At 72.9% G+C, this 26585-nt stretch carries 25 protein-coding genes; 7 read left to right on the forward strand and 18 right to left on the reverse strand.

Annotated features, from left to right (window positions below):
- Positions 1–64: 64 nt before the first annotated feature.
- From ACSC1Q_RS03715 to ACSC1Q_RS03735, 5 genes are all read right to left on the reverse strand, one after another.
- Positions 65–904, reverse strand: a complete 840-nt coding sequence (locus tag ACSC1Q_RS03715) for a sugar phosphate isomerase/epimerase family protein (RefSeq protein ID WP_436757192.1) — start codon at positions 902–904, stop codon at positions 65–67.
- A gap of 217 nt (positions 905–1121) precedes the next feature.
- Positions 1122–2297, reverse strand: a complete 1176-nt coding sequence (locus tag ACSC1Q_RS03720; protein ID WP_436757244.1) for a substrate-binding domain-containing protein — start codon at positions 2295–2297, stop codon at positions 1122–1124.
- Between the two features lie 73 nt (positions 2298–2370).
- Complete coding sequence (locus ACSC1Q_RS03725; protein WP_436757193.1) at positions 2371–3309, reverse strand: ABC transporter permease; 939 nt, start codon at positions 3307–3309, stop codon at positions 2371–2373.
- Between the two features lie 40 nt (positions 3310–3349).
- Entirely contained in the window at positions 3350–4396 is a 1047-nt protein-coding gene (locus ACSC1Q_RS03730; RefSeq protein WP_436757194.1) for an ABC transporter permease, read from the reverse strand.
- A complete protein-coding gene (locus ACSC1Q_RS03735; RefSeq protein WP_436757195.1) occupies positions 4393–5865 on the reverse strand; it encodes a sugar ABC transporter ATP-binding protein in 1473 nt (490 codons plus the stop codon). Before ACSC1Q_RS03735 ends, ACSC1Q_RS03730 begins: the two co-directional genes overlap by 4 nt.
- A gap of 268 nt (positions 5866–6133) precedes the next feature.
- On the opposite strand from ACSC1Q_RS03735, the gene ACSC1Q_RS03740 reads away from it, so the two are divergent.
- The 3 genes from ACSC1Q_RS03740 (at position 6134) to ACSC1Q_RS03750 (ending at position 9005) form a co-directional block, all read left to right on the forward strand.
- Positions 6134–7321 carry an ROK family protein gene (locus ACSC1Q_RS03740; protein ID WP_436757196.1) on the forward strand — a complete coding sequence of 396 codons (1188 nt, stop codon included), beginning with the start codon at positions 6134–6136 and terminating at the stop codon, positions 7319–7321.
- Positions 7322–7423: 102 nt separating this feature from the next.
- A complete protein-coding gene (locus ACSC1Q_RS03745; RefSeq protein WP_436757197.1) occupies positions 7424–7966 on the forward strand; it encodes a GNAT family N-acetyltransferase in 543 nt (180 codons plus the stop codon).
- 304 nt (positions 7967–8270) lie between these two features.
- Positions 8271–9005, forward strand: coding sequence for a hypothetical protein (locus ACSC1Q_RS03750; protein ID WP_436757198.1), 735 nt, complete (start codon positions 8271–8273; stop codon positions 9003–9005).
- A 77-nt stretch (positions 9006–9082) separates the two neighbouring features.
- On the opposite strand, the gene ACSC1Q_RS03755 is transcribed toward ACSC1Q_RS03750, so the two are convergent.
- The 5 genes from ACSC1Q_RS03755 to ACSC1Q_RS03775 form a co-directional block, all read right to left on the reverse strand.
- The gene (locus tag ACSC1Q_RS03755; RefSeq protein ID WP_436757199.1) at positions 9083–10048 is read right to left on the reverse strand and encodes a UDP-glucuronic acid decarboxylase family protein; all 966 of its coding nucleotides are present in this window, start codon (positions 10046–10048) and stop codon (positions 9083–9085) included.
- Positions 10045–11100 carry a glycosyltransferase family 9 protein gene (locus ACSC1Q_RS03760; protein ID WP_436757200.1) on the reverse strand — a complete coding sequence of 352 codons (1056 nt, stop codon included), beginning with the start codon at positions 11098–11100 and terminating at the stop codon, positions 10045–10047. The genes ACSC1Q_RS03755 and ACSC1Q_RS03760 overlap by 4 nt, the downstream gene beginning before the upstream one ends.
- A gap of 34 nt (positions 11101–11134) precedes the next feature.
- On the reverse strand, positions 11135–12400 hold the full coding sequence (locus ACSC1Q_RS03765) for a glycosyltransferase family 9 protein (RefSeq protein ID WP_436757201.1): 1266 nt from the start codon (positions 12398–12400) through the stop codon (positions 11135–11137).
- A gap of 485 nt (positions 12401–12885) precedes the next feature.
- Positions 12886–13329 (reverse strand): cytidine/deoxycytidylate deaminase family protein, encoded by a 444-nt coding sequence (locus ACSC1Q_RS03770; RefSeq protein ID WP_436757202.1) that lies wholly within the window; start codon positions 13327–13329, stop codon positions 12886–12888.
- A 10-nt stretch (positions 13330–13339) separates the two neighbouring features.
- Positions 13340–14062, reverse strand: a complete 723-nt coding sequence (locus ACSC1Q_RS03775; protein WP_436757203.1) for a RibD family protein — start codon at positions 14060–14062, stop codon at positions 13340–13342.
- 471 nt (positions 14063–14533) lie between these two features.
- Here ACSC1Q_RS03775 and ACSC1Q_RS03780 point away from each other — a divergent pair, with 471 nt between their 5' ends.
- The 3 genes from ACSC1Q_RS03780 (at position 14534) to ACSC1Q_RS03790 (ending at position 17065) form a co-directional block, all read left to right on the forward strand.
- Positions 14534–15514, forward strand: coding sequence for an inorganic phosphate transporter (locus ACSC1Q_RS03780; RefSeq protein ID WP_436757204.1), 981 nt, complete (start codon positions 14534–14536; stop codon positions 15512–15514).
- Positions 15511–16170, forward strand: coding sequence for a DUF47 domain-containing protein (locus ACSC1Q_RS03785; RefSeq protein ID WP_436757205.1), 660 nt, complete (start codon positions 15511–15513; stop codon positions 16168–16170). Before ACSC1Q_RS03780 ends, ACSC1Q_RS03785 begins: the two co-directional genes overlap by 4 nt.
- A 226-nt stretch (positions 16171–16396) precedes the next feature.
- Positions 16397–17065, forward strand: a complete 669-nt coding sequence (locus ACSC1Q_RS03790) for an AIM24 family protein (protein WP_436757206.1) — start codon at positions 16397–16399, stop codon at positions 17063–17065.
- 166 nt (positions 17066–17231) lie between these two features.
- Here ACSC1Q_RS03790 and ACSC1Q_RS03795 read toward each other — a convergent pair whose 3' ends face one another.
- Entirely contained in the window at positions 17232–18548 is a 1317-nt protein-coding gene (locus ACSC1Q_RS03795) for a damage-control phosphatase ARMT1 family protein (protein ID WP_436757207.1), read from the reverse strand.
- A 95-nt stretch (positions 18549–18643) separates the two neighbouring features.
- On the opposite strand from ACSC1Q_RS03795, the gene ACSC1Q_RS03800 reads away from it, so the two are divergent.
- Positions 18644–19273, forward strand: a complete 630-nt coding sequence (locus ACSC1Q_RS03800) for a helix-turn-helix domain-containing protein (protein ID WP_344749018.1) — start codon at positions 18644–18646, stop codon at positions 19271–19273.
- A 103-nt stretch (positions 19274–19376) separates the two neighbouring features.
- Here the strand turns inward: ACSC1Q_RS03800 and ACSC1Q_RS03805 are convergent, their stop codons facing one another.
- From ACSC1Q_RS03805 to ACSC1Q_RS03835, 7 genes are all read right to left on the reverse strand, one after another.
- Positions 19377–20729 carry an FAD-dependent oxidoreductase gene (locus tag ACSC1Q_RS03805; RefSeq protein WP_436757208.1) on the reverse strand — a complete coding sequence of 451 codons (1353 nt, stop codon included), beginning with the start codon at positions 20727–20729 and terminating at the stop codon, positions 19377–19379.
- Entirely contained in the window at positions 20726–22093 is a 1368-nt protein-coding gene (gene kynU, locus ACSC1Q_RS03810; protein WP_436757209.1) for a kynureninase, read from the reverse strand. Before kynU ends, ACSC1Q_RS03805 begins: the two co-directional genes overlap by 4 nt.
- A 160-nt stretch (positions 22094–22253) precedes the next feature.
- A complete protein-coding gene (locus ACSC1Q_RS03815; protein ID WP_436757210.1) occupies positions 22254–23300 on the reverse strand; it encodes an LLM class flavin-dependent oxidoreductase in 1047 nt (348 codons plus the stop codon).
- A gap of 106 nt (positions 23301–23406) precedes the next feature.
- Positions 23407–23763, reverse strand: a complete 357-nt coding sequence (locus ACSC1Q_RS03820; protein WP_436757211.1) for a TIGR04076 family protein — start codon at positions 23761–23763, stop codon at positions 23407–23409.
- 13 nt (positions 23764–23776) lie between these two features.
- Positions 23777–24766 carry a zinc-binding dehydrogenase gene (locus tag ACSC1Q_RS03825; RefSeq protein ID WP_436757212.1) on the reverse strand — a complete coding sequence of 330 codons (990 nt, stop codon included), beginning with the start codon at positions 24764–24766 and terminating at the stop codon, positions 23777–23779.
- On the reverse strand, positions 24763–25161 hold the full coding sequence (locus ACSC1Q_RS03830) for a DUF4440 domain-containing protein (protein ID WP_436757213.1): 399 nt from the start codon (positions 25159–25161) through the stop codon (positions 24763–24765). The genes ACSC1Q_RS03825 and ACSC1Q_RS03830 overlap by 4 nt, the downstream gene beginning before the upstream one ends.
- A complete protein-coding gene (locus ACSC1Q_RS03835; RefSeq protein WP_436757214.1) occupies positions 25158–26450 on the reverse strand; it encodes an amidohydrolase family protein in 1293 nt (430 codons plus the stop codon). Before ACSC1Q_RS03835 ends, ACSC1Q_RS03830 begins: the two co-directional genes overlap by 4 nt.
- Positions 26451–26585 lie beyond the last annotated feature (135 nt).

Consider the following 26585-nt stretch of genomic DNA (forward strand, 5'->3'; position numbering starts at 1 on the left):
GGCCGCGCACGCGGGTGGGGTCGCGCGGCCCGGCTCCCGATGGCGCGGGGGGAGCCGGGACCCGTCAGAGGGTGCGCAGGAAGGCCAGGCCGGCCGTGGCGAGGGCGTCCTGGGTGTCGGCGAGGGGGCGCCAGATCGAGGCGGCCGTGGCGATCGTCCGGTTGTGCGCGGTGAACGACTCGATGCAGAGCGGGCCCCGGTAGTCCACGGCGCGCAGGGCGTCGGCGAGGGCGGGCCAGTCCAGGTGGTCGGCGCCGGGCGCGCCCCGGTCGTTGGCGCAGACCTGCACGTGCGCGACCAGGCCCCCGGCCCGCCGTACGGCCGCCGCCGGGTCCCGTTCCTCGATGTTCATGTGGTAGACGTCCAGCGCGAGGCCGACGCCCGGGATCCCGCCGACCGCCCCGACGGCCTGCTCGAAGGTGTTGATCAGGCTGGTCTCGTAGCGGTTGAGCGGTTCGACGGCGACCGTCACCCCGCGCTCGGCCGCGTACGCGCCGACCGGGGCCAGGTTCTCCCGCAGCTCGGCGTAGCAGGCCTTGCGCTCCTCGGCCGACATCCGCCAGGTCCGCCCCACCGAGGCGTAGGCGGGTCCGCCGATCACCGGGCTGCCCACCGACACCGCGGCGTCCACGCACCCGCGCAGGTAGTCCTGGGTCTCGGCGACCGTCCCCGCGTCGGCGCCGACCAGCTCCCTGCCCGGCGGCATGACGAGGACCACCGAGGCCCTCAGCCCGAGGTTCCCCAGCAGCTCGGCCGCCCACGCGGGGTCCCAGTCGCCGATCCGCTCCACCGGCAGCTCGATCGTGTCGAACCCCCAGGCGGCCACCTTCGGCGCCAGCCGGCCGAGATCCTCGTCCGTCAGCGGCGAGACCCACACCCACGTGTTGACCCCGATGGGGAACATCGGCAACCCCTTCCCTGAGTTCGGCGCGGGCCCGTCGTGGACCCGTGAGCGAACTCGACGCGGACTCACCGTGAGCCCGTGAACGAGTTCGACGCGGGCCTGTCGTGAGCCCGTGAACGAGTTCAATACGGACTCGACCGTGAGCCCGTGGACGTACCGGTGGGCTCCGGGCACCGCCCGGAGCCCGGCAGATCGGTCTTGCCTACCGCCCCGGGCCTTACTTGCCGCCCCAGTTGGCGGGGAAGTCCGGCAGCTTCTCGCAGCCGCAGAGCGCGTAGTGCAGCGGCGGCATGTTGGGCTGCAGGTAGGTGTCCAGGTTCTCAGAAGTGATCTTGGGCTGCGGCAGCTTCCAGACCTTGGGCACCTCCTCGCCCTTGAGGATCCTCAGCGCGGCGATGATCGGGGTGCGCCACTGGTAGGTGGGGTAGGTCGGCGCGACGGCGGTGAGGCCGCCGCTCTTCCACTTGCTCAGGAAGTCCTGCTGGTCCTCGCCGACGATCGCCGGCACCGGGACCCCGGCGTCCTCGAACGCCTCGACGGCCGCCACGGCGGTCGCGCCCGCGTCCATCCACACCCCGTCGATCTTGCCGTGCCGCTGGATGTAGTCGCTCACGATGCTCTTGGTCTTGGCGGCGTCGCCGTCGGTGAACTCCACCCCGACCACGTCGAGCTGACTCTTGTCGAAGGTGACCTTCGCCGCCGACCAGCGGGTCTCCAGCACGTCGACGCCCGGCAGGATCCGCAGCGCGAGGACCTTGCCCCCGGCCGGCACCTTCTCCACCAGGAACTCGGCGCCGTCCGCGCCGAAGGCGTAGCCGCCGATGGGGTTGATGAACGTCACCGGGCAGTCGGTCTCCACGCCGCGGTCGAAGACGATCACCGGGACCTCGGGACAGGCGCCCGTCACCGCGGGGGTGAGCGTCGCGGTGGTGTTCGGCGAGACGATCAGCGCGTCACAGCCCTTGCCGACCAGCTCGGCGATGTCGGAGATCTGCTTGTCGTCCTTGCCCTCCGCGTCGAGCGCGGTGAACTTCTTGATCTCCTTGTGCAGCGCCACCTCGGCCTGCATGGTCTTCCAGCCCACCTGCCGCCACGGGTTGTTCACCGCGGCGTTGGAGAAGCACAGGTTGTAGGGGCCGTCCTTCTTGTACTTGGCCGTGTCGACCATCTCCGGGGCGATGGCCTGCTCCCACGGCTTGTCCGCGGGGCCCTCCGCGCTCTGGGTACGCATGGCCAGCTGGGCGTCGTAGTCGGCCTGGACGAAGAACTTCGACTGCTCACCGGTGTTGGGGGACGCGGCGGCCGTGCCGTTGGACGGGGCGGTTGCGGACGTCTCGGGGGCGGCGCTGGAGGTCACCGGTTTGTCACTGGCACATCCCGCGGCGAGCAACATCGCGGAGACACCCGCGACGAGCACCGTGATCGACCTGTTCAATGAAGATCTCCTTCTTTTCTGGGGGGTGCGTTCAGACACGTGCCGCGCGCCTGAACGGAAGCCGTACGGCGCTCGCCGCGACGGCGGCGATGATGATCACGCCCTGGACGGCGAACTCCAGGGCCCCCGAGATCCCGTACAGGTTGAGCAGGGTGAACAGCGCTTCGAGGGTGAAGGCCCCGGCCATCGCGGCGACCACGGAGCCGCGCCCGCCGCCGAGCGCCACGCCGCCGAGGACGACGGCGGTGATGGCGGAGAACTCCAGTCCCTGGCCGACCTGGGCCGAGACCCCCGCGAAGCCGCCGAGCAGGATGCCCGCGACGGCGGCGGCCAGGCCGGAGAGGACGAAGGCCGCGATCCGGGTCCGGTCGACCCGTACCCCGGACAGTCCGGCGGCGCGCTCGTTGTCGCCGGTGGCGATGAGCCGCTTGCCGAAGTCGGAGCGCATGAGGAGGATCGCCGCGGTGCCCGCGGCGAGGAGGATGAGCACCGACCAGGGCACCGGGCCGAGGTCCTTGCGGCCGAACATCCGGAACGTCTCCGACAGCGCGCCGCGCGGGGCGCCGCCGGTCCACAGGAACACCGCGCCGGACAGTACGAGCATCATGCCGAGCGTGGTGATGAACGACGGCACCCGCAGCCCGGTGGTGATGGCCCCGTTGGCGAGCCCGACCAGCAGCCCGATCACGATCAGCAGGGCCAGCACCGGCCAGGTCGCCTGCTCCTGGCCGTCGATCAGCCGGGCGGCCACCACGACCTGCACGGTGACCAGCGACCCGACCGACAGGTCGAACTCCCCGGAGACGATCACGAAGTACTGCCCGGCCGCCAGGATGACCAGCGGCGCGGCCCGCTTGAGGAAGGCGAGGAACCCGGCGGGCTCCAGGAAGAACGGGTTGGCCAGCGCGATCAGCACCAGCAGCACCGCCAGCACGGCCAGGATCGGCCCCATGGACCTGAGGGCTCTCATCGGGATCGCCTCCGGGCGCCACCGCGTGCGTGAACGACGGTCATCGGGATCGCCTCCGGGCGGTGCGGCGGGCGTAGACGGCCACGGCCGCGACGATGACCACGCCGCGGACCACGTCCTTGAAGAACGCGTTGACCTCCAGCTGGTTGAAGACGCTGTCGAGCACGGCGAGCAGCAGCACCCCGCCGACCGTCCCCGCGACCCCGCCCCTGCCCCCGGCCAGGGCCGTGCCGCCGAGGACCACCGCGGCGATCGACTCCAGGTCGTAGCCGCCGTCGGTGCCGACCGTGGGCGCGCCCGCGCCGAGCCTGCTCGCCAGCAGCAGCCCGGCGACGCCCGCGCAGACCGAGCACAGGACGTGCGCGGCGACGACGATCCTGCCGGTCCGTACGCCGGACAGCCGGGCGACCTCCTCGTCCCCGCCGACCGCGTAGATCCGGTACCCGAGCCTCGTGCGGCGCAGCAGGAACCAGACCGCGACCGCGACGGCGGCCCAGAGCAGCGCCGAGACCGGGACCGGCCCGATCCTGTCGTAGCCGAGCCGCTGGAAGGACTCGGGCACGCTGCCCGCGGGCCCGTCGTAGAGGTGGTCCACGACCCCCTTGACGATCAGCGCCGTGCCGAGGGTCGCGATGAAGGCGTGGACGTGCAGCCTTGTGATGACCAGGCCGTTGACCAGGCCGATCAGCGCGCTCACCGCGAGCACCGCCGCGACGCCGGGGACGATCCCGCCGTCCTGCCCGGCCATGATCTCGGCCGCGACGAGCGAGGTGAGGCTGATCAGGTACGCGACCGACAGGTCAAGCGACCCGACCAGGATCGCCAGCGTCTGTCCCACCGCGACGATGCCCAGCGCGGCCGAGCGCTGCTGGATGCCGACGACGGTCTCCAGCGTGAGGAAGTTGCCCCCGTCGAAGGCCACCAGCACCCATCCGACGAGCATGACCCCGAACAGGGCCAGGTAGATGACCTGGGTCGAGCCGACGCGGCCCGCCAGGGCGCGCCGCCCGCCGCCTCCCGGGGGGACGGGCGCGGCGGGTCCGGCGGTGCCGGTCGCCGCCGCAGCGGGGCGGACCCGGCCGGTCATGCCGTCACCTCACCGGCGGCCAGGCGCATGACGGCCTCCTCGGAGGAGCCCGCCGGGAGGGCTCCGGCGACGCGGCCGTCGCGCATCACCACGACGCGGTCGCTCATGCCGATCAGCTCGGGAAGCTCGGACGAGATCATCATGATCGCCATGCCGTCCTCCGCCAGGCCGCGCATCAGGTCGTGGATGGCGGCCTTGGCCCCCACGTCGACCCCGCGCGTGGGCTCGTCGAAGATCAGGACGTTCGGCGCGACGGTCATCCACTTGGCCAGCACGACCTTCTGCTGGTTGCCGCCCGACAGGTAGCGGACCTCCTGGTCGGGGCGGGGCGGGTGGAGCCGTACCGCCTCCAGGAGTTCCAGGACGCCGGTGCCGCCGGTACCGCCGATCCGGCCGCCGTTGCCGATCCTGCGCACCGAGCGGGAGACCAGCAGGGCGTTGTCCCGTACGGACTGGCGCAGCGCGAGTCCCTCCGCCTTGCGGTCCTCGTTCACCAGGCCGATCCCGGCGGCCACGGCCTGCCGTACCGACACCGGCCGCAGCGGGCTCATCGTGCCGCGCGTGAACGGCTCGGCGCCGAAGAGGGCCTTGGCCAGCTCGGTGCGGCCCGAGCCCTGCAGCCCGGCCACCCCGAGGATCTCGCGCTCGCGCAGTTCGAGGTCGATCCCGTCGAGTACGGCGTTGCCGCCGCCGCGCACGCTGAGCCGTACCTCGCCCGGCTCCGTGCCCCTGGCGGGGAAGTAGGTGCCGAGGTCGCGGCCGACCATCAGCCTGACCAGCTCGTCGGAGGTGATCCCGGCGGTGTCGGCGGTCCTGACCAGCGCGCCGTCCTTCAGCACCGTCACCCGGGTGGACAGGTCGAAGACCTCGCGCAGCCGGTGGGAGATGTAGAGGACGGCTATCCTCCGCTCCCGCAGGCGGGCCACCAGCCGGTAGAGCAGTTCCACCTCGTGTTCGGCCAGCGCCGCGGTGGGCTCGTCCATCACGATGATCCGGGCGTCCTGGGAGAGCGCCTTGACGATCTCCACGACCTGCTGCTGGGCGATGGAGAGGTGGCGGACCAGGTCACGGGAGGAGAAGGAGGTCTCGCCGAGCTCCTGGAGCAGCCGGGTGGTGGCGGTCTCCATCGCCTCCCTGTCGACCAGCCCCCGCCGGACGGGCTCGCGGCCCAGGAAGACGTTCTCGGCGACGCTGCGCTCGGGCAGCAGGTTGAACTCCTGGTAGATGATCGCGACCCCGGCGCGCTGGGCCTCGACCGGGTGGGCGAAGGAGACCCGGTCGCCGTCGATCTCGACGGTGCCCTCGTCCGGGGCGTGCACCCCGGCGAGGACCTTCATCAGCGTGGACTTGCCGGCGCCGTTCTCCCCGACGACCGCGTGCACCTCTCCGGCGGCGACGTCCAGATCGACCCCGCTCAGCACGCGAACTCCGAGAAAGCTCTTGGCGATGCCGCGCATCCTCAGGATCATGGGGTAACCGTCCCGGTGTGAGATCCGGCGGCGGGATAACTCGTCAGGGATGTCGAGGGCAGGGCGAACACATCCGAAAAGCGGGTTCCGACGACACCGGATGGTAATTGATTCGTCGGTAACCGCCCGATTTCCTCCATGTTTCCGGATGCTAAAGCGCCCTTATGCCGATGGTCAAGCAAAAGCGCGTCACCATTTGGCATAATGGAGCAGGTGGAGGACCTAAGTCGCTTTGACGCGGTGGAAACAAGGAGTGTTGACTGTGCGCATGCTTAGCGAAGCGAACGGTTCGATCGCCGGCGCGGGGGCGCTTCTGAACATCCTGCGCGACGGTCAGGCCAGAACGAGGGCCGAGTTGGTCCAGCTCACCGGGCTGGCCAGATCCACCCTGGCCCAGCGTCTCGACGCGCTGCTGAGCCAGCAGTGGATCATCCCGACGGAGGAGGCCATCTCCTCGGGGGGCCGTCCGGCCATCGCCTTCACGTTCAACCGCACCGCCCGCGTCGTCCTCTCCGCCGACCTCGGCGCCACCCACGCCCGGGTGGCGGTCACCGACCTCGGCACCACGGTCCTCGCCGAACGCGCGGCCGAGGTCTCGATAGACCGCGGCCCCGAGGAGACGCTCGGCTGGCTGCGGCGCACCTTCGAGGAGATGCTCACCGAGACCGGCCACCGCCCGGAGGAGATCTGCGGCATCGGCGTCGGCCTGCCCGGCCCGGTCGAGCACAGCTCGGGACGACCGGTCAATCCGCCGATAATGCCGGGCTGGGACGGTTTCCCCGTCCCCGAGTGGCTCGGCTCGCGCCTCGGCGCCCCCGTTCTCGTCGACAACGACGTGAACATCATGGCGCTGGGCGAGCACTGGGCCGCCCGCCCCGAGGCCGACCACCTCATCTTCGTCAAGATCGGCACCGGCATCGGCTGCGGCATCATCAGCGACCGCCGCCTGCACCGGGGCGCGCAGGGCGCGGCCGGCGACATCGGGCACATCCGGGTGGCCTCGGCCCTGAACACCGTCTGCCGCTGCGGCAACGTCGGCTGCCTGGAGGCCGTCGCCAGTGGCGCCGCGATGGCCGCCAAGCTGTCAGCGGACGGGGTGGAGGCCGAGGACAGCCGCGACGTGGTCCGCCTCGTACGCGGCGGCAACACCCACGCCGTCCAGCTCATCCGGCAGGCGGGCCGCGAGGTCGGCGACGTGCTCGCCTCGATCGTCAACTTCTTCAACCCCTCGGTGATAGTGGTCGGCGGCGACATCTCCGAGGCCGGGGAGCAGGTGCTCGCCGGTCTCCGCGAGGTCATCTACAGCCGGTCGCTCCCCCTCGCCACCCAGCACCTGACGATCACCGCCAGCGAGCTGGGCGACCGCGCGGGCGTGATCGGCGCCGCCGTCATGGTCATCGAGCACGTACTGGCCCCCGGCAGCGTCGACCGGTCCGTGTCCGTCCCCACGGCCTGAGCGGTTCTCGCCCGTCCCCGCCCTTCGACCGCGCCGGTGAGCGACGGCGGGCGACAGCGGGCGACAGCGGGTGAACGGCGCTCGTGGGACACTCGTTCGACCATGAACGCCGAACCCGTGAGGACCGCCCGGCTCACGTTGGAGCCGCTGGCGCCGCACCACGCCGCCGAGATGGCCGAGGTGCTCGGCGATCCGGCCCTGCACACCTTCATCGGCGGTTCGCCCGAGACCCCCGAGCAGCTCCGCGACCGCTACGCCCGCCTGGCCGCCACCCCGCCGCCCAACCGGGCGGAGTCGTGGCTCAACTGGGTGATCCGCCTCCACACGCCGGACATCGGCTCGGACCGGCCGGTCGGCGACCCGGACCGGCTGACCGGCTCGGACCGGCTGGTCGGCTACGTCCAGGCGACCGTCGTCCGTGACCGCGCGACCGTGGCCTGGGTCGTGGGGACCCCCTGGCAGGGCCGTGGCATCGCCGGGGAGGCGGCGGTCGCGCTCGTCGCCTGGCTCGGGGAGCGGGGCACGACCACCATCGTCGCCACCATCCATCCCGACCACACCGCCTCGTCGGCGGTGGCCCGCCGCGCGGGCCTGACACCGACCGACGGCAGGGTGGACGGCGAGGTCGTCTGGAGATCCGGCTAGGTCCGGGACCGGCCACCACCGACAGACCATGGAGCGCGCGGACCGTGGACCGCGCGGACCGTGGACCGCGCGGACCGTGGACGCGTGGAAGTGGGCCGCGTGGCCGTGGCCCCTCGACCGCGCGGGCCGTGGAAGCGGGCCGCGTGGAAGTGGGCCGCGTGAACCCCGTGGGTCGGGTGAATCCGGGGTGGGTTCGAGTGATCGTGGGAATCGCGGAGCCGGGACGTATCTGAGTAGGAATGCTCAGGGATGGCTGAGTGCGCGCGCCCTCCCCGCATTTTGCGATCTTCGAAATGCTCAGATCATGAAATGGTGGATTTTCCTGGTCGGGCTCGTCGCCACGGTGGTCGCGGCGTGGCTGCTCGTGTACGCCCACGTCCCGCTCTCCACGCTCCTGTCGCTCGGGCTCGGCGCGATCAGCCTCATCTGGCTGGTCGTGCTCCTCACCCTGCCGTGGAACCTCTATTTCGGGGCGCGCCAGGTGGTCCACGAGATCCACGTGTCCAGGGAGCGCGGCATCGAGGTGCCCGAGGGGCACGAGGCCGAGGCCCTGGAGATCGCCCGGCGGATGCGCGGGTTCGCCGTCGGCGGCCACATCGTCTCGGCGGCGGTCCTGGCGGTCATCACCTACTTCTCCGGCGCCTCGGTGGGCTACTACTTCGCCGGGTTCTACCTGCTCAGCACCTTTTTCCGCCCGGCGGGCGCCTACCTGTCCCACCTTCGCGAGCGGGTCACCACGTTGATGAGCGAGGCTCGCCACCCTCGCGAGGACGTCGTCTCCCTTGTCGCCCGGGTGGACGGGCTCGCCGTCGAGGTGGCCGCGCTGACCAGGTCGGCCGAGCTGCTCCGGGACGTCACCGAGACGCTCGGCGCCGACCTGCGGAACGGCGACGAGGCCCTGGAGCGCCGGATCACCGGTCTCGCCCGGCGTTTCGAGGACACGGTGGACGGTCTCACCGACAACCACGAGGTCATCGCCGGGCTCAAGGCCTTCCTGCGCCTCGTCCGCGCCGACGGCCCCGGCCACAACCACGCCTGACCTCTGCTCCTCGTACCGCGAAAAGCACGGAAAGCTCCGCGTAAGCGAGAAGTCCCGTACAAACGGGCAAGAGACTCTCAGCCGGGGATCAGTTCCCGTGACGCGCTGAGCTCCCGGGTGAACCAGGTGATGGTGCGGCGCAGCCCCTCGATGACGTCGATCCTCGGCCGCCAGCCCAGCGCGGAGACGGCCAGGGAGATGTCGGGGCGGCGGATCTCGGGGTCGTCGTCGGGGCGGCCGACGAAGCGGATCGGCGACTCCGAGCCGGTCAGGTGACGGACCGTCTCGGCCAGGGCCAGCACGGTCAGCTCGGTGGGATTGCCGATGTTGACCGGCCCGGTGAGCTCACCGCGGGCCAGGGCCACGATCCCCTCCACCGTGTCGTCGACGTAGCACACCGACCTGGTCTGCCCGCCGTCTCCGGCCACCGTGATCGGCTCACCGCGCAGCGCCTGGCGTACGAAGGTGGGAATGGCCCGGCCGTCGTAGGGCCGCATCCTGGGCCCGTACGTGTTGAAGATCCGCACGATCGCGGTGTCGACGCCGTGGCAGGTGCGGTACGCGGTGGTCAGGGCCTCGGCGAACCGCTTGGCCTCGTCGTAGACGCTGCGCGGCCCGACCGGGTTGACGTTGCCCCAGTAGCTCTCGCGCTGCGGGTGCTCCAGCGGGTCCCCGTAGACCTCGCTGGTGGAGGCCAGCACCAGCCGGGCCTCCTTCTGCCTGGCCAGTCCCAGGGCGTGCAGCGTGCCCAGGCTGCCCGCCTTCAGCGTCTCGATCGGATGACGCAGGTAGTCCACCGGCGAGGCCGCCGAGGCGAGGTGCAGCACCAGGTCCACCGCCCCCGGCACGTGCACGAACCCGGTCACGTCACACTCCACCAGCCGGAAGGACGGCAGCCCCACCAGATGCCGGACGTTGCGCGGCGAGCCGGTCAGGAAGTTGTCCAGGCACACCACCTCCGCCCCCTCGGCCAGCAGGCGCTCGCACAGATGCGACCCCACGAACCCGGCACCGCCGGTCACCACCACCCGCCGGCCGTTCACCGCACCCCCACCTCCGTCAACCGCGCCACGGCGTCCAGGACATCCCAGACGCCGATCTCCAGCAGCCCCGGATCGGGCTCGTACCCGTAGGGGTCACCGAGACCTCCATTCCACAGGACGGTGTGCGGTCCCGTCTCCGGAGGCCCCCACCGGGCGGGCGAGACGGGGCCGAACAGCACCACGGAGGGGGTGACGAAGGCCGCCGCCATATGGGCCACCCCGGTGTCACCGCAGATCAGCAGCCGGGCCCCGGCCACCAGCTCGGCCAGTTCGAGCGGCCCGGTGCGCCCGGCGAGCACGGACGTGGACGGCAGCCCGGCGAGCAGTGCCACCCGCTCGGCGAGGTCCCTTTCCCGCTCGCTCCCGGTGATCACGATCTCGTGCCCGTTGTCCCGCAGCTCCGCGGCCACCAGCGCGAACCGCTCCGGCGGCCAGCGCCTGGCCGGGTACGCGGCTCCCGGGTGGATGACGACCGGCCGCGCCCCCTCGTCACCGAGGTCGCCGGGCCGGGGGCGTTCCAGCTCCAGGTCGGCGGGGTCGGCCTCGATGCCGTACCAGCCGAGCAGGTCGCACCAGCGCCGCACCTCGTGCGCGCCGTCCGGCCAGTCAGGTCCGTACGCGTCGGGGAAGGCGGGGTGCGCGTGGGTGAGCAGCCGCGCCGGGCCGGTGCGGTGGAGCGCGGCGATGCTGTGCGGGCCGCCCCCGTGCAGGTTGACCGCGACGTCGACGCCGCAGCCGAGCGGCGGCACGTGGCCGGGTCCCGACACGTCGCACACCTCGTCCACCCCGCCGATCAGCGGCACCAGGGGCGCCAGCGCGGAGGGCGCGGCCAGCACGATCCGGTGGCCGGGGTGGGAGCGCCGCAGGGCGCGCAGCGCCGGTACCGCGGTGAGCAGGTCCCCCAGTCCCAGCCCGCGCAGCACCACCATGAGCGGCCGGCCGTCCGGAGCTCCCGCGACATCGACGCTCCGCCCTCCGGCGCCGGTGCCGGCGTCGCTGTCGCCGACGGTCTCCAGGGGGCTCGCGTGCTCCGGTACCAGGGGGACTTTCATGTGACTGCCTCTTTCGCGAACGTCGTGGCGATCCTCATGTGACGGCCTCTTTCACGAACGTCAGGTGGTCGACCGCCTCGACGACCCGCGTGCTCGGCACCGACGACAGGCACGGGTGACCGGCGACCGGGCAGGTGCCGGCCCGCGTCGCCCTGCAGGGGGCCTCCTGGTCGCCGAGGACCACGGTCGGCACGCCGTACGGCGCCCAGCGCCCGGCGGGGACCACGGGGGCGAACAGGCTGACGACCGGCGTGCCGACCGCGGCCGCGAGGTGGGCGGGACCGGCGTCGGCGACGACCACCGCGCACGCTCCTTCGAGCACCGCGGCGAGCTCGGGAAAGGTCGTCCTGCCGCCGAGGTCGACGACGGACCTTCCCTGCCTTTCCTGCCTTCCCGGGCTTTCCGGATGCCCGTCCGGCCGCTCGCCGCGCGGGGCCGAGGGGCCGTCCGGACCCCGGCCGCCCGTCGCGGCGGACCGCCCGTCGACCCAGCCCTCGGTGAAGGGGGACTCCTCCGCCTCATCCCAGTCGCGCAGGCGTACGGGACCGCCGCCCATCCAGCCGCCCGCGAAGAGGGGGCCGGGCGACAGGCCGTGCTGCCCGACGCCGGAGGCGATCCGCGCGGTGAGTCCCCGTTCGTCCTGGCCGCCGGTCACGACGACCCTGCGGCCCGAGCGGACCAGGTCGTGGACCGCGCGTGCCCAGTGCTCCTCCGGCCACGCCCTGGCCGGGACCGACACCCCGGGGTGCAGGACCACGTAGCCCGGCGGCCCGGTGAGGTGGCCGACGTCGGGCAGCGGGCGTCGTACGGCGAGGCCGCCCGCGTCCCCCCCGGGAAGCTCGAATCCCGCCGCACCGGCCAGCCCGAGCATCCGCTCGGGCTCCGGCACGTCCGCGTCCTCGTCGACGACGTGCCGCACGTCGAGCAGCGAGCCCGGGTAGTCGGCGGAGATCGCGGCGATCCTCAGCGTGCCCGCGAGCCTGAACAGCAGGGCCAGCGGCAGCGGCGACTGGTGGAGCGAGGTGAGGATCAGCGCCTGCTCGGGGGCCACGTCCCGGACGATCCGCAGCAGCCTCAGGACGTGCGGGCCGGTCAGGGGCGGCGCGGCGGGGTCGATCCACGGCGTGCGCCACTCCACCACCCGCGACACCCCGGGCAGCAGCTCGGCGGCGGCCCGGCCGTACGGCCCGGTCAGCAGCACGACCTCCCGCGCGCTCGCGGCCACCGCGCGGATCGCCGGGCCCGCGAGCAGGACGTCGCCCGCGTTGTCCACGCGGGCGACGAGAACGGTGCCGGTCACCACCGCTCCCCGGGCCGTGCCACGGTGGTGGTGATCTCCCCGCTGACCCGGGGGGCGGCCAACGGATCATGAAATATCGCGTTTTTTCCGAGAAATCTCATGGTGCTCGGCCTCTCGTTCGATATCTAATGACTACCGAGCGGAGCGGCCACACAAACCGAAAAATCGTATATAAGCGCAGTTGAGAGGGTTATGCGATTACTCTTATCGCTATAAGTAATCATTCCTAGGATTATCCGGCTCCCCTGCCGGGTAACAAGGCGGATCACCGCGACGGCGCGTCCCCTCGGCGGGGGCTCGGCGCTCCCGGGCCGGACAGAACACCTCCGGCGATCGTACGCTCGGGAGGATCGAGGGGCCGTACGGGATCGGGGCACGCGGAGAACCGGTCGGGCAGGTCAGGAATCCGCACGGGACCCGAGCACCCGGAGCACCCGTCGGCCAGGTCAGGAATCCGCACGGGACCCGAGTCCCCCGGGAACCGGTCAGCCGGGAACGAGGTGGGCGTTGGGCTCGCGGGCCCGGTCCGCCAGCTCGGGAATCTCCAGCACGGTCACCCCGGCCGCCGCGAGTTCCTCGGCCCCGTGGCAGTCGACGAAGAGCAGCGGCTCGCGCCACGCCATCACCACGCGCCGGACGCCGCTGTCCAGGATCAGGCGGGTGCAGGTCCTGGGACGCGACACGCGCGCGCTGCACGGCTCCAGGCTGCTGTAGACCGTGGCACCGGCCAGCCGGGGATCGTCCGGGGAGATCTTGGCGAGCGCCGACTCCTCCGCGTGGACGTGCGGGTCGCCCTCCCGCGAGTATCCCCGGGAGATCTCCTCGCCGTCGGCGGAGACGATCACGGCGCCGACCGAGAAGGCCGTCTCCGAGGGCGGGCACGACCTCGCCAGGTCGCACGCCAGCTCCAGCCAGGCGTGGTCGTCCATCCGGACCTCCTCAGCTCAGCAGGTAGCGCAGGAGGGTGACGTCGCCCATCGCGCGGGCCTCCGCCAGGTCCATCCTGCGACGGCGGTCGCGGGGGAAGTCACCGCCCAGGACGAAGCGCGGGGCGGCGGGGTCGCCGACGAAGAACGGGGCGACGACGAGGTGAAGCTCGTCCACGAGGTCCTCCCGCAGGAAGCGGGTGTGGACGGAGGTGCCGCCCTCGACCATCAGGCGGCGCACCCCCCGCCCGTACAGGTCGGAGAGGACGCGGCCGAGATCGACCCCGTCGCCGCCGTCACCACCGCCGGAACCCGGGCCCGCCGGGCCCGCGGGGCCTCGCGCGTCGACCACCTCGGCGGCCCCGCCGAGACGGTCCGCGAGTTTCGACACGGCCGACGGCGCGGCGTACACGATCCTCTCCGCGTCACCGGCGGTGAAGAAGGCGGCGTCCGGGTCGAGGTCGCCGGTGGCGGTCAGCGTCACCTTCGCCGGAGACGGCGGCAGGCCGCGCGCGGCCCGCTCCCGCCCGCGCTCCGGTGACCTGACCAGGAGCCTGGGGTTGTCACGGCGGACGGTGCCCGCCCCGACCAGGATCGCGTCGCAGGTGGCGCGGACCGCGTCGACCCGGTCGAAGTCCTCGTCGTTGGAGAGCAGCAGCCGGTGCGGCGTGTTGTCGTCGATGTATCCGTCGACGGACATCGCGCAGCTCAGCAGCACGTACGGGCGCTCGCCCACCCTCCACCTCCCCGGTCGGGCACCGGCCGATCGTAACAACCGCCGCCCGGCCCCCTCACGGCGGCGCCCGCCCCGCCCCCCTCGCCTCCCGCCCGGCGAGCTCCCGGTCGACCACGCGACGGGGGCACGGGACGCCATCCTGATGTCACCTGTACGTCAGCGGCAATTCCCCGATTGTTTACCCTCTGTTAACCTAAATCTGAAGCTATCCAAATGAAGGGTCATAAATGCGTGTGAGCCCCCCGAGCCGTGGTCACCGGCGCTTTCCCGGCCTCCCGCGCTCCCTCCGAGAACCGACCGGGCACCGCCTCCACGCCACCGGCGCCTCGTACGTCCACACCGCCCGCACCACTCGCGCCACCAGCGGCGTCGGCGGCGGCGTCTTGGGCGAGGGAGAGGCGTGACGGCGGGAAGACATCCGGGATGTGAGGGCCGCGAGGGCGCGGGGCACGGCCTGAGGTTCCCCCGCTGATGGGATGGACCCTGGCGTTCGCCGTCGTGGCGGTCCTCTTCGTGCTGGCCAGCGGGGCGAACGACGGCGCCACCATCATCGGCCTCGGGCTCAGGTTCCCCCGCTCCCCCGGATGGGCGGTCACCGTGCTCCTGGTGTCCGTGCTCTTCGCCGTCCCGTACCTCCTGGGAGTCGCGGTCGCGCGCACGTTCACCGAGCGGCTGGCCGGGCTCGGGACGAGCGGCGGCGCGGCGGCGTTCCTGGTGGGGGTGGTGATCGCGGTGGCGGTGGTCGCGGTGCTGACCGGCAGGGGCCTGCCGACCAGCCTCACCCTCGCGGTGATCGGCGGCATCAGCGGCGCGGGGCTCGGCGCCGGGCTCCCCGTGTCGTGGCGGGATCTGGGCACCGTCCTCGCGATCGGGGCCGGCGCGCCCCTGGCCGGGCTGGTCCTGGGCTACCTGCTGGGGGCCGTGTCGCGCCGCGTGCCGTCCCACCGCCGCATGCCGCGGCTGGTGTTCACCACGCACCTGCTGGCCTACTCGGCCCAGTGCGTGGCGTACGCGGTGAACGACGGCCAGAAGATGATCGCGGTGGTGAGCGTGGCGATCGGGGTGAGCCGCGACGGGCTCGGCGGGGTGGGGCCCGTCGAGGTCCCGCCGGGGTGGATGGCCGCCCTGGTGGCGGTCTTCCTCGCCGGTGCCCTGACGAGCCTGATCCGTGTCGGAGGCCGGCTGGGCCGCGGGGTGGTCATCACCCGGCCGCTGCACATCGTCTCCGCCGAGACGGCGGCCACCGGCGCCGTCCTCGGCAGCTCGGCGCTGGGCAGTCCGGTGAGCATGACCCAGTCGATCACCGCGGGAGTGGTCGGCGCGGCGACGAGCGAGGGAACGAGGAGAGTGCGATGGCAAGGGGTCGTGAACGTGGGTACGGCGTGGCTGGTCACGCTGCCGTCGTCGATGGCGCTGGGCTGCCTCGGCGGTCTCGCCCTGAGGCTGATGTGAAGCGCGTCAAGGGCAGGCCCCGGAGGTTCGCGCGTGCCTGGGACGACCTGCGCGGCCGTTCCGGGCGGCGGATCGTCGGGCTGGTACGGGACCAGGTGGCCATCGCGCGGGCGGGGGCCGAGCTGGCCCGCTCGGTCGCGTCCGGCGAGATCGAGCGGTCGGCGGCGCGGGCCCGGATGGCCGACGTGGAGCACGAGGGGGACGAGGCCAGGGCCGAGCTGGTACGGCTCCTGCGGCGGGTGCTGGCGACGCCCATCGACAGGGAGGACCTGTTCAGGCTCTCCCGCTCGATCGACGACGTGCTGGACCACCTGCGTGACCACGTACGCGAGATCGACCTGTTCGGGCCGGAGGACCTGCGGTTCGCGGCCGAACCGCTGCAGGCGGTGATCGACGGTCTCGACGAGCTGGAGGGGGCCGTGCTGAAGATGATCGACGCCCCGGCCTCGGTCACCGAGGCCGTGCTGGCCACCCGCAAGGCGTGCAGCCGGGTTCGCCAGCTCTACCAGGCCCGGCTCGCCGAGCTGTTCGCCGAACCGCTGGACATGGACACCCTGCGCAGGCGTGAGCTGCTGTCGCGGCTCGACGCGGTGGGCCGCCGTCTCGGCGAGGCCGCCGACGCGCTCGCGGACGCGATGCTCAAACGAAGCCACTGAGGGCGCCCCGGATCCCCGCGTCCGGACATCGCCGAGAACGCGCCGAGGCCGTTCGGGCGGGGCCCCGAGGTCGTTCGCGAGGAGGCGGCGGGACAGGCGCGAGACGGCGGCGGACGGGCGCGGGACGGGCGCGGGACGACGGGCGGGAACTCCGTCGCGCCCGGATTCGTCATTCACCATGCGGCCGCCCACCATGTGACGTCCCCGACACCGAGAGGCATCTCCCGTGCGTAGCTCATTCTTCGGCAACCTCGACCAGGACCGGCTCCCCGACCATTTCGCCCTGCAGAACACCAAGATGCTGCGGGTGCGGCTGGGCGGTGAGGTGCTGGCCCGGCAGGGGGCGATGGTCGCCTTCCAGGGGCAGATGGACTTCGACTACGAGGGCGCGGGGAGCGTCGGCCGCTTCCTGAAGAAGATGATGAGCGGGGAGGGCGCGCCGCTGATGCGGGTCCGCGGGCAGGGCGTGATCTTCTTCGCCGACAACGCCACCGACGTGCACCTGTTCTACCTGGAGAACGAGGCTCTCACCGTCAACGGCACCAACCTGCTGGCCTTCGATCCGCAGCTCACCTGGGACATCCAGCGCGTCCAGGGCGCGGGCGTCGCCGCCGGCGGCCTGTTCAACACCACGCTCAAGGGCACCGGCTGGGTGGCTGTCACCGCGCACGGCGCCCCCGTGCTCCTCGACGCGGCCCAGGCGCCGACCTTCGCCGACGGCCAGTCCGCGGTGTGCTGGAGCGCGGGGTTGCACGTGGGCGTCAACCGCACGATGAAGGCGGGGGCGCTGATCGGGCGGGGCAGCGGCGAGGCCCTGCAGCTCGCGTTCAAGGGAGAGGGTTTCGTCCTCGTCCAGGCGAGCGAGGGCCCGATCGTCCCCCAGGCGAGCGGCTGACGTCACGAGGACGCGCGGGACCCGGCCCGACCGTCCCCCGGCCGACGTCACGAGGCCACACGGGATCCGGCCCGACCGTCCCCCGGCCGACGTCACAAGTCCGCGCGGGGACGACCCGGGACCGGTGGTTCGACCATCCCCGGCCCGGTGGCCGGGGCTCCGGTCGCTACGGCCTGGCCTGGATGAGCCCGTGGGCGCCGGTGGTCAGCCAGGGGTGGCCGGTGGCCTCCAGGGCCTTGACCACGTCGCCGTCCAGGCCGACCGCGACCTCGGACTTCAGGGTGCGCAGCGCCGCGACGGGGCCGGGGAAGTACGCGGTGACCTCGGCGAACGGGGTGGTGTGCGGCCAGGCCCTGTCGCCGACCAGGCGGCGGTAGTTCAGGTCACCCTTCATGATCGTCAGTGACGCGGACGCGAAGTCCTCCCGCATGCCGACCGGCATCTCGCGGTAGGGCAGCGGCGCGCAGGAGAAGGCGTGCGCCCGGACGAGCAGCCGCCCCGACCCGAGCGCCGCCCGCAGCCGCCCCGCTACCTCCCCCGCCTCGCCGCCCGCGGCCGACATGCGCCGCAGGCAGGCCAGGACGTCGGCCGGGGTGGCGTCGGACACGTAGTACGGCAGTGGCTTGACGTGCAGGACGACCTCGCCCGTCCCCCGGGCGTGCAGCAGGTGGTCGATCAGGACGAGGTCGGGCAGCAGCTCGCTCCCGGCGTTGTCCGCGACCAGGCAGACCCTCGCGACACCCCCGCGACCGGCCACCGCGCGATCCGCCTCGCCACCGGGACCACCGGAAATACCAGGGACGCCAGAGCCACCGGAAACGCCGGGCACACCGGTAGCACCCGACACACCGGCCCCCTCGCCGCCGATCAGCGACCACAGCAGCGCGCTGTCGTCGGCCACCAGCCCCGATTCGCGCCCGGCGAGCTCGGGACCGGCCGCGACCCGGAACACGAGGTCGGCCCGGTTCCCCCACAATGCCCTCAGGGTCAGCGTCTGGGCCCGCTCGGCGGGAGGCAGGGCGGCCAGGGCGTCGAGCTCGCGCAACTCCTCGTCGACGGCCTCGCCGGACAGTTCGGCCTGCTTGAAGGGCTCGAACGGGTCGACGCCCTGCCACGCGCCGGGCCCGAAGTAGCCGACCGCGGACAGGAGCCTGCGGTAGAAGTAACTCTCCGCCCACAGGAACGGCGCGTCGTCCCACCGCCGCCCGATGTGCCCCCGGTCCCAGCTCTCCCACAGGTCACGGTCGTGCGCGGAGCCCTCCAGGGGCTCCATGACCCCCTCGATCTCCTCAAGCAGCAGGTCGAGCGCCCGGTTCACCCGGATGTCGTACGGCGTGGCGGCCCGGACCCTCTCGATCAGGGCGGGGTGCCGTTCATGAAGAACCCGCCACGGATAGGAACCGGGGACATCGCTCAGGAACTCCGGCGGATCGTACGGCGCCGAGGGCACTCCGGACAGCTCCCGGCCATCACCGTCTGCCATTTCCGACTCCTTTTTGACGCAGGACGACTCTTGTTATGAAATATGTTTAGCTAGAGCGAACAGGCGGCCACGCCGCTTGACGGAGGGAGCCGTAGGTGGGCACATCGGAGCGTCGCAGCGGTGAGGAGCTGGACCGCCACGACGCCGTCGGAGCCCGGATGCGGCAGTTCCGCAAGGAGCGCGGTCTGACACTACGCGGTCTCGCCACCCACTCCGGGCTCTCGATCGGGTTTCTGTCTCAGGTCGAGAGGGGGATCTCCTCCATCGGCCTGACCGCGCTCAACAGTGTGGCCACCGCGCTCGACCGCAGCGTGGCGGAGTTCTTCAACGACGTGCCGCCCGAGGAGGAGACCGAGGAGGAGCACGCCCCGGTCTCCCATCTGCCGAGCCACTTCACGCTCACCCGCTCGGCGACGGCCGCCACCGAGTACATCTCGGGCCAGCAGACCTACCGCATGCTCTCGGCCAGAGGCCCGAACCTGGTGCTCGAACCGCTGCTGGTGCACATCGCGCCCGGCGGCAAGCGCGAGAACTCCTACGGCCACGCCGGGGAGGAGTTCGCCTTCGTGCTGGAGGGCGAGCTCCTCTACGAGGTCGACGGCGTCGAGCACCGGCTGCACCCGGGCGACAGCGTCCACCTGAGGTCGACCGTCCCGCACAGCATGTTCAACGACACCGACCGGGTGACCACGGTCGTGTCCGTGGTGACCCCCCGGCTGTTCTGACCCCTCCCCGCCCGGACGGCGGCGACGGCCACGCGGGGCGGGCCGGTCACGGCGCAGGACGGCCGGTGACGGCCCAGAGCGATCGGTCAGCGGCACAAGGCTCTCAGCGACGGCGCAGGGCGCGGGCCGCCAGCGCGACCGCGGCCAGCGCGCCGAGCGCCCCGGCGGCGACCGCCCCGCGCTGGCGGGAGATGCGCCGCTGGATCTCGGCGTACGGCACCGTGCTGAACGACACGAGCTCGTACCGGGAGGCGTAGAGGCCGGGCAGCAGCCGTTCCAGGCAGTGCTCGACGCGCTTGCGCAGCAGGAACGACCGGGAGGCGACCTTGTCGCGCATCTCGACGAAGTTCTCCAGCGCGAGCTCGGCGATGGTGTCGGCGTGCTCCTTGCGGCGGGCCCCGTACATGGCGAGGGCCCGGGGGAAGTCGTCGCCGGTCTCCTCCAGGCAGCGGTCGAGCTCCACGCAGTCCTCGAAGCCGCAGTTGGCGCCCTGGCCGTAGAAGGGGACGATCGCGTGGGCCGCGTCGCCGAGCAGGCCGACCACCGCTCCGGCGGTGCCGCGCACGTGCCAGGGGCGGGCCCGCATGGTGACCAGGTGCCCGATCGGGTTGTGGGCGTAGTCCCCGGCGAGGTCGGGCATGAGGGCGCGGGCGTCGGCGTAGTTGGCGGCGAAGAACTCCTCGAACCGCTCCGCGGTGTCCAGCTCCGCGAAGCTGCCCGGCCCCGACTTGGGCCAGAACAGCGTGCAGGTGAAGGACCTGTCCGGGTTGGGCAGGGCGATCATCATGGCCTTGCCGCGCGGCCAGATGTGCAGCGCGCCCGGGTCGAGGGCGAACCCGCCGTCGCGCGCCGGGATCGTCAGCTCCTTGTAGCCGTAGTCGAGGTACTCCTGGCTGAAGTCGAAGCCGGGGAGGAACTGCAGCCGTCCCCGTACCGCGCTGTAGGCGCCGTCGGCGGCGAGCACGACCTGGGCGGTGCGGGTGACGGGACCGCCGGGCGTGTCGAAGTCCATCCGGCCCGAGTCGACGTCGAGCCCGGTGAGCCGGTGCTCGAAGAGGGCGCGGACCCCGGGCATGCCGAGGGCCGCGTCCAGCAGGGTCCGGTTGAGCTCCGAGCGGCTGATGGAGTTGATCGCCCGCCGCCCTCCGGCGCTGTACGGCTGGAAGCCGAGCGTGCCGTCGGGGGCGTGCATCATCCGGCCGGGCATCGGCAGCGCGGCCTTCAGCACGGTCTCGTCCAGCCCGATCCCGCGCAGCGCGGCGATCCCCCGTTCGGAGATCGCCAGGTTGATCGAGCGCCCGCGCTCGGGGGCGGCCTCGCGCGGGTCGGGCCTGCGCTCGTACAGGGTGACCTCGTAGCCCCGGCGGGCCAGGTAGCAGGCCGTCAGGCAGCCGACCAGCCCGGCGCCGACCACGGCGACCTCTCCCACCTCTCCGACCTCACCAGGGGAACTCATGCCGGTCTCACCTCCCTGGCGAGCGCGTCGGCCGCCCGCCAGCAGTCGTGGAACGTGGAGTACATGGGCACGGGGGCGAACCGGATGACGTCCGGGCGCCGCACGTCGGCGAGGACGCCGTGGACCTCGTGCAGCCGGGCCGCCAATTCGGAGGCGTCGGCGCCGCCGGTCACCCGGAGGGAGAGCTGGGCCCCGCGCCTGGCCGGGTCGGCGGGCGTGACGATCTCCAGCGGGCGGTCGCGGGCCACCTCGGTGAGCAGCCGTTCCAGGTAGCCGGTGAGCGCCAGGCTCCGCTCCCGCAGCGCCGCCATCCCGGTCTCGGCGAACATCCGCAACGAGACCCTGACCGGGGCCATCGCGAGGATCGGCGGGTTGGAGATCTGCCAGGCGTCGGCGGTGGGGACGGGGACGAGCTCGGGCCGCATCTCGAAGCGGGTCGCCTGCTCGGTGCTCCACCACCCGGCGAGCCGGGGCAGCTCAGGGTCGGTCACGTGGCGTCGGTGCACGAAGCACCCGGCGACCGCGCCGGGACCGGCGTTGAGGTACTTGTACGAGCACCAGGCCGCGAAGTCCACGTCCCAGTCGTGCAGCGCGAGCGGCACGTTCCCCGCGGCGTGCGCGAGGTCCCAGCCGACGAGGCACCCGGCCGCGTGCCCGGCGGCGGTGACGGCGGGGATGTCGAGGAACTCGCCGGTCAGGTAGTTGACCCCGCCGAGGAGCACGAGCGCCACCCGGTGCCCCTCGCGGGCCAGGTAGTCCGCGATGTCCTCGGCGCGCAGGCAGTCCTCGCCCTCGCGGGGGCGCAGGCGGACCACCGTCTCGTCGGGGTCGAGCCCGTGGTGCACGGCCTGGCTGCGCACCGCGTAGCTGTCGGAGGAGAAGGCGTGGTCCTCGATGACGACGCGGGTGCGCTCACCCGCCGGGCGGTAGAAGGTCGCCATCATCAGGTGCAGGTTGACCGTGAGGGAGTTCATCACCACGGTCTCGTCGGGGTACGCGCCCACCAGGGCGGCGGCGTCCTCGCGCAGCTCGGCGTGGTACGGCAGCCAGGGGTGCGCCGCCCGGTGGTGTCCCTCGACGGCGTGCAGGGCCCAGTCGTCCAGCTCGGCGGAGATCGCGTCGCGGGCGGCGCGGGGCTGGAGGCCGAGCGAGTTCCCGGCGAAGTAGGCGACCTCGGGGTGACGGGAGGTGGCGGGGGCGGGCGGGACGAGGAACTCCGCGCGGCGGCACACCGCCTTCCCGGCCTTCCCGGCGCGCCCGGCGTCCCCGGCGTGTGCGGCCTCCTCGGCGTCGGCGGCCACCGCCTCCCGCTCGCCGGGGATCCCAGGATCGATCGCCGGGCCTCCGGTGCGCTCACTCGTCACGTCATCTCCTCCTCCCTCCTTATGTTCACCCATACCGAACGGAGGTGAAATTAGCGGCGCGCGACGATTCCGGCCGCGCGCTTTACGGACGGAAGGTTCTCCGGGCATCCGGTTTCGAGATGACGGAGCGTCACTCGGGAGGGTCACACCTCACCCTCGGTCACCGTACCGTCGCCGGCCTCCTCGGGGAGCGGTCCAGCAGCGGGGAGCGATCCAGCAGCGGCAGCACCCCGGTGCCCAGCAGCTCCACGCCGCCGTCGTCGGTGAGACCGTGCGGCGTACCGAACTCCACCCGGTGCGCGCCCGCGTCGATGAGGGCCTGGGCCTGCGCGGCGACCTGCTCCGGGGTGCCGGAGAAGGCGAACAGGTCGAGCAGGTCGCCGGGGATCAGCCGCCCGGCCTCCTCGTCCCTCCCCTTCCCGACCAGCTCCTTGACCCGGCCGAGCAGGTCGGCGGGGATCTCCACGGTCGGATCGAGGTCGGCGACCACCGCGAGGTACATGGCGACCTCGCGGCGCGCCCTGGCGCGGGCCGCGGCGCCGTCGGCGTCCACGACGGTCACCGCGCCCAGGACGACGCCGATCTCGCGAGGGTCGCGCCCGGCCGCGACCGCCCCGGCCGCGACCCGTTCGCGGATCACCCCGACCATCGCCGGGTTCGCGCTGCCGCCCACCTTGATCTCGTCGGCGATCCGCCCGGCCAGCGCCGCCCCTCGCGGGCCCCAGGCGCCGAGGAGCAACGGCGGCCGGGCCCGGTGCACGGGGTAGCGCAACCGGGTGCCGGGCGCGAGACGGAACATCTCCCCCTCGTACCCGCCGGAGTCACCGGCGAGCAGCCGGTGGACCACCTCGGCGGCCTCCGCCAGCGCGGTGAGCGGCCTGGGCTGGGCGATGCCCACCGCGCCGAGCCAGGTGCCGCGCGCCAGGCCCAGGTAGGCGCGGCCGTGCGAGGCCAGGTCGAGGGCGGCGAGCTGCCCGGCGATCTCGTACGGTGCCGTCGAGTACGGGTTGAGGCAGGCCGCGCCGAGCCGCACCCTCCCGGTGGCGGCGGCCATCTCCAGCAGGGGGAAGATCGGCGGCTGGTACATCAGGTCGCCGAACACGCTCAGCACGTCGAAGCCGAGCTCCTCGGCGCGGCGCGCGAGCCGCGCGTAGTCACCGGCCCGCTTGTCGCTCTGCAGCCCGAGACCGATCTCGGCGGCCGTCATCGCGAACCCCCGGCCCGGCGGCGGTCGGCGCTGCCCCCCTCGCGAACCCCCGGCCCAGGGGCGGTCATCGCGGTTTTCGTCAGGTCGGCCGTCATCGTGAACCCCCTCAGGTCAGGTCGGCGGAGTTCATCCGGCGGCGGCGGGTCCGCTCGACCCGCATCACCAGCCGCTCCTCCGGGTCGGGGCAGGCGAACAGGGTGTCCCGCTCCAGCCAGTCGCCCTCGCCGAGGTCGCGCTGCTTGGCGGCGAGGAACGGCAGGACCGAGGCGAGCGCGTAGACGCAGAAGTGCTCGCCGTCGGGGAGCCGCAGGTGGGCGCTGTTCTCCAGCGTGAAGCGGTCGCCCACCCCCATCCCGCAGACGGACCTGCCCTCGATGCGGTCGACCACCACCCGCAGGTCGTACAGCTCCATGTCGCCGTCGTCGCTCCCGCCGATGTCGTCCGTGCCGTCCGTGCCGTCCATGCCGGTTCCCTCCTCAGCCCGTGCGGACCATGATCTTTCCTGTCGTACGGCGTGCGGCCAGGTCCGCGAGGGCGGCGGGGGTGTCCGCCAGGTCCACCACGCGCGACACGAGCGGCCGGACGGCGCCCGAGGCGAGCAGGGCGAACAGCTCCTCGTAGGCGTCCCGCACCGCGCCGGGCCGCCGCCACGGGTACGCCGACCCCCACGACACCCCGACCAGGGAGGCGTTGGCGGCGACGAGCGCCATCGGATCGACCGGCGGCGGGGACCCTCCGGCCGCCCCGACGGCCACCAGGCGCCCCTCGAAGGCCAGGCAGCCCAGCGAGCGCGCGAGGACGTCGCCGCCGACGGGGTCGACCACCACGTCCACGCCGTGACCGTCCGTCAGGTCCATGACCGAGGCGGCGAAGTCGGCGTCCAGGTAGTCGATCGCCTCGCCCGCCCCGTTCTCCCGGCACAGCGCGGTCTTGGCCGGGCCGCCCGCCGTGCAGATCACCCGCGCCCCGGAGGCGAGCGCGAGCTGGGTGGCGGCGATGCCGACGCCTCCCGCGCCCGCGTGCACGAGCACCGTCTCCCCCGCCGCCAGCCCGGCGCGGCGCAGCGCGAACCACGCGGTCTGGTACGTGACGGGCAGGGCCGCGACCGTGACGGGATCGAGCCCGGCCGGGTACGGCACCACGAGGGCGGCGTCGACGGTGACGACGTCGCCGAGGGCGCCGTGCGGCAGGGTGGGACAGGCGAGGACCGTCCTGCCCTCCAGGTGACCGGCCCCCGCCCCGGCGGCGACCACCGTCCCGGTGGCCTCGACGCCCGGCGTCATCGGCGGGTCGGGGCGCACGGGGTAGGTGCCCCTGCACAGCATGACGTCGAGGTAGTTCAGCCCGACGGCCCGCACCGCGATCCTGACCTCCCCGTCGCCGGGGGCGCGGTCCTCGGGCACCTCGGCCAGGGAGAGGACCTCCTCCGGCTCGCCGTGCGCGTAGGCGACCAGCCGCCGGTTCACGGCGCGAGCAGTTCGGAGTGGTGGTGCACGATGAGCCAGTCGCCGCCGACGCGGCGCAGCACGTCGGTCACCCGGCTGCGCCGCGCGGGCCCGCCGGGCGGTTCGGCGACGAGCACGTAGCGGGCGACGCCGGTGTCGTCCCACACGTCGATCCGCTTGTCCTCGGCCGCGAGACGGTCGAGGCGCGGGCGGGCGCCCGAGCCGTCCCTGTCGTCGCGGTAGGCGTCGAGCTCCGAACGGGTCCGCAGCGGTCCCGGCAGGTGTGTCTCCCAGGTGGTCACCTCGTCGTGCAGGTGCCCGTCGAACCGGCGGCGGTCGGCCGCGAGGAACGCGTCGTACATGTCGTCGATGCCCGCCGAGATCAGGTCGGTGTCGGTGCCGGAGGCGGTGTTCACGATTTCTCCCATCCCGACCGGTCGTCGCGGACGACCCGGCCGCCTTTCATCACCCAGCGGACCCCGCGGAAGGCCGAGGTGCCCGCGAGGGGGTCGGCGTCCATCGCGACGAGGTCCGCGTACTTGCCGACCTCGACGGTGCCGAGGTCGGCGTCGGCGCCGAGCCAGCGCACCGGGCCGAGCGTTCCGGCGTACAGCGCTCCGGCCGGGCCGAGGCCGCCCTCGGACATGCACTCCAGCTCGCGGACCGAGGCGTTGGTCCCCTCGAAGTCCCAGAACGGCGGCATGTCGCTGCCCAGCAGGACGTCCACCCCCGCGTCGAGGGCCATGGCGTAGCTCTCCAGGTGCCGGGGTCCGGCGCCGAGCGAGCGGCACTGCATCCACTCCGGTACGCCGAGCTCGTCGAAGAACTCCTTGCAGCGGGTGACGAGCAGCGTCGGGACCAGGGACGTGCCGCGTTCGGCCATCCTCTTCGCGACCTCGGGGGTGAGCTGGTAGCCGTGCTCCACGCAGTCGAGGCCGAGCTCGACGGCCTCGGCGATCACCGCCGCCGGGCCCGCGTGCGCGGTGACCTTCCGGCCCCAGGCGTGCGCGGTCTGCAGCGCCGCCGCCATCTCGTCGGAGAACAGCTGCGGGGTGTCGATCTTCTCGTGCTCCCCGGCGATCCCGCCCGAGATCATGATCTTGATGAGGTCGGCGCCCGCCTTGACCTGGCTGCGCACCCCGCGCCGGAACCCGTCGGCGCCGTCGCACTCCAGGGTGTCGCTCCCCTCGTGCCCGTGGCCGCCGGTGCAGACCAGGGCGCGACCGGCGGTGAAGATCCGCGGGCCGATCGCCCGGCCCGACTCGATCGCCCGGCGCAGCGCGAAGTCGGCGTGGTCCTTCTCGGCCACGCACCGCACCGTGGTGACCCCGCAGTGCAGGGTGCGCCGGGCGCCGTCGGCCATGTAGAGGGCGAGCTCGTGCGCCGTCATGTTCTTGACGCTGTCGCCCCCGTTGCCCGGGAGCGACAGGGACAGGTGGGTGTGCATGTTGACCAGGCCGGGGGTGACGTGCGCGCCGTCGAGGTCGATCGGGTGGGCGTCGCCCGTCCGCTCCAGGATCCGCTCGCGCGGGCCCACGGCCGCGATCCGGTCGCCCCTGACCCACACCGCCGCGTCGGCGATCCGCCCCTCGCCGCCCCCTCCCGCCTCCGGTGTACGGCTCGCCGGGGCCGTACCGGGAACGGCGGCGCGGGCGTCGGTGACGGTGCAGTTGACGAGGACCACGTCGTTGACCATGTCGTTCATCGGACGATCCCGGTCTCATGGGCCCGGAGGGCGGCACCGGTCCCGGTCTCGTGGGTCCAGCGGACGGCGTCGGTCCCGCTCTCGGTCCCGGTCTCGTAGGCCCGGCGGGCGACACCGGTCCCGCTCTCGTAGGTT

This window comes from Streptosporangium heterodermiicola, assembly GCF_051390675.1.
In the GTDB taxonomy this organism is placed as follows: domain Bacteria; phylum Actinomycetota; class Actinomycetes; order Streptosporangiales; family Streptosporangiaceae; genus Streptosporangium.

Bases quoted from the DNA above. Each gene is read 5' to 3' on its own strand.
- ACSC1Q_RS03715 (WP_436757192.1), bottom strand. From the start codon at position 904: ATGTTCCCCATCGGGGTCAACACGTGGGTGTGGGTCTCGCCGCTGACG.
- ACSC1Q_RS03720 (WP_436757244.1), bottom strand. From the start codon at position 2,297: ATGTTGCTCGCCGCGGGATGTGCCAGTGACAAACCGGTGACCTCCAGC.
- ACSC1Q_RS03725 (WP_436757193.1), bottom strand. From the start codon at position 3,309: ATGAGAGCCCTCAGGTCCATGGGGCCGATCCTGGCCGTGCTGGCGGTG.
- ACSC1Q_RS03730 (WP_436757194.1), bottom strand. From the start codon at position 4,396: ATGACCGGCCGGGTCCGCCCCGCTGCGGCGGCGACCGGCACCGCCGGA.
- ACSC1Q_RS03735 (WP_436757195.1), bottom strand. From the start codon at position 5,865: ATGATCCTGAGGATGCGCGGCATCGCCAAGAGCTTTCTCGGAGTTCGC.
- ACSC1Q_RS03740 (WP_436757196.1), top strand. From the start codon at position 6,134: ATGCTTAGCGAAGCGAACGGTTCGATCGCCGGCGCGGGGGCGCTTCTG.
- ACSC1Q_RS03745 (WP_436757197.1), top strand. From the start codon at position 7,424: ATGAACGCCGAACCCGTGAGGACCGCCCGGCTCACGTTGGAGCCGCTG.
- ACSC1Q_RS03750 (WP_436757198.1), top strand. From the start codon at position 8,271: ATGAAATGGTGGATTTTCCTGGTCGGGCTCGTCGCCACGGTGGTCGCG.
- ACSC1Q_RS03760 (WP_436757200.1), bottom strand. From the start codon at position 11,100: ATGAAAGTCCCCCTGGTACCGGAGCACGCGAGCCCCCTGGAGACCGTC.
- ACSC1Q_RS03770 (WP_436757202.1), bottom strand. From the start codon at position 13,329: ATGGACGACCACGCCTGGCTGGAGCTGGCGTGCGACCTGGCGAGGTCG.
- ACSC1Q_RS03780 (WP_436757204.1), top strand. From the start codon at position 14,534: ATGGGATGGACCCTGGCGTTCGCCGTCGTGGCGGTCCTCTTCGTGCTG.
- ACSC1Q_RS03795 (WP_436757207.1), bottom strand. From the start codon at position 18,548: ATGGCAGACGGTGATGGCCGGGAGCTGTCCGGAGTGCCCTCGGCGCCG.
- ACSC1Q_RS03805 (WP_436757208.1), bottom strand. From the start codon at position 20,729: ATGAGTTCCCCTGGTGAGGTCGGAGAGGTGGGAGAGGTCGCCGTGGTC.
- ACSC1Q_RS03815 (WP_436757210.1), bottom strand. From the start codon at position 23,300: ATGACGGCCGCCGAGATCGGTCTCGGGCTGCAGAGCGACAAGCGGGCC.
- ACSC1Q_RS03820 (WP_436757211.1), bottom strand. From the start codon at position 23,763: ATGGACGGCACGGACGGCACGGACGACATCGGCGGGAGCGACGACGGC.
- ACSC1Q_RS03835 (WP_436757214.1), bottom strand. From the start codon at position 26,450: ATGAACGACATGGTCAACGACGTGGTCCTCGTCAACTGCACCGTCACC.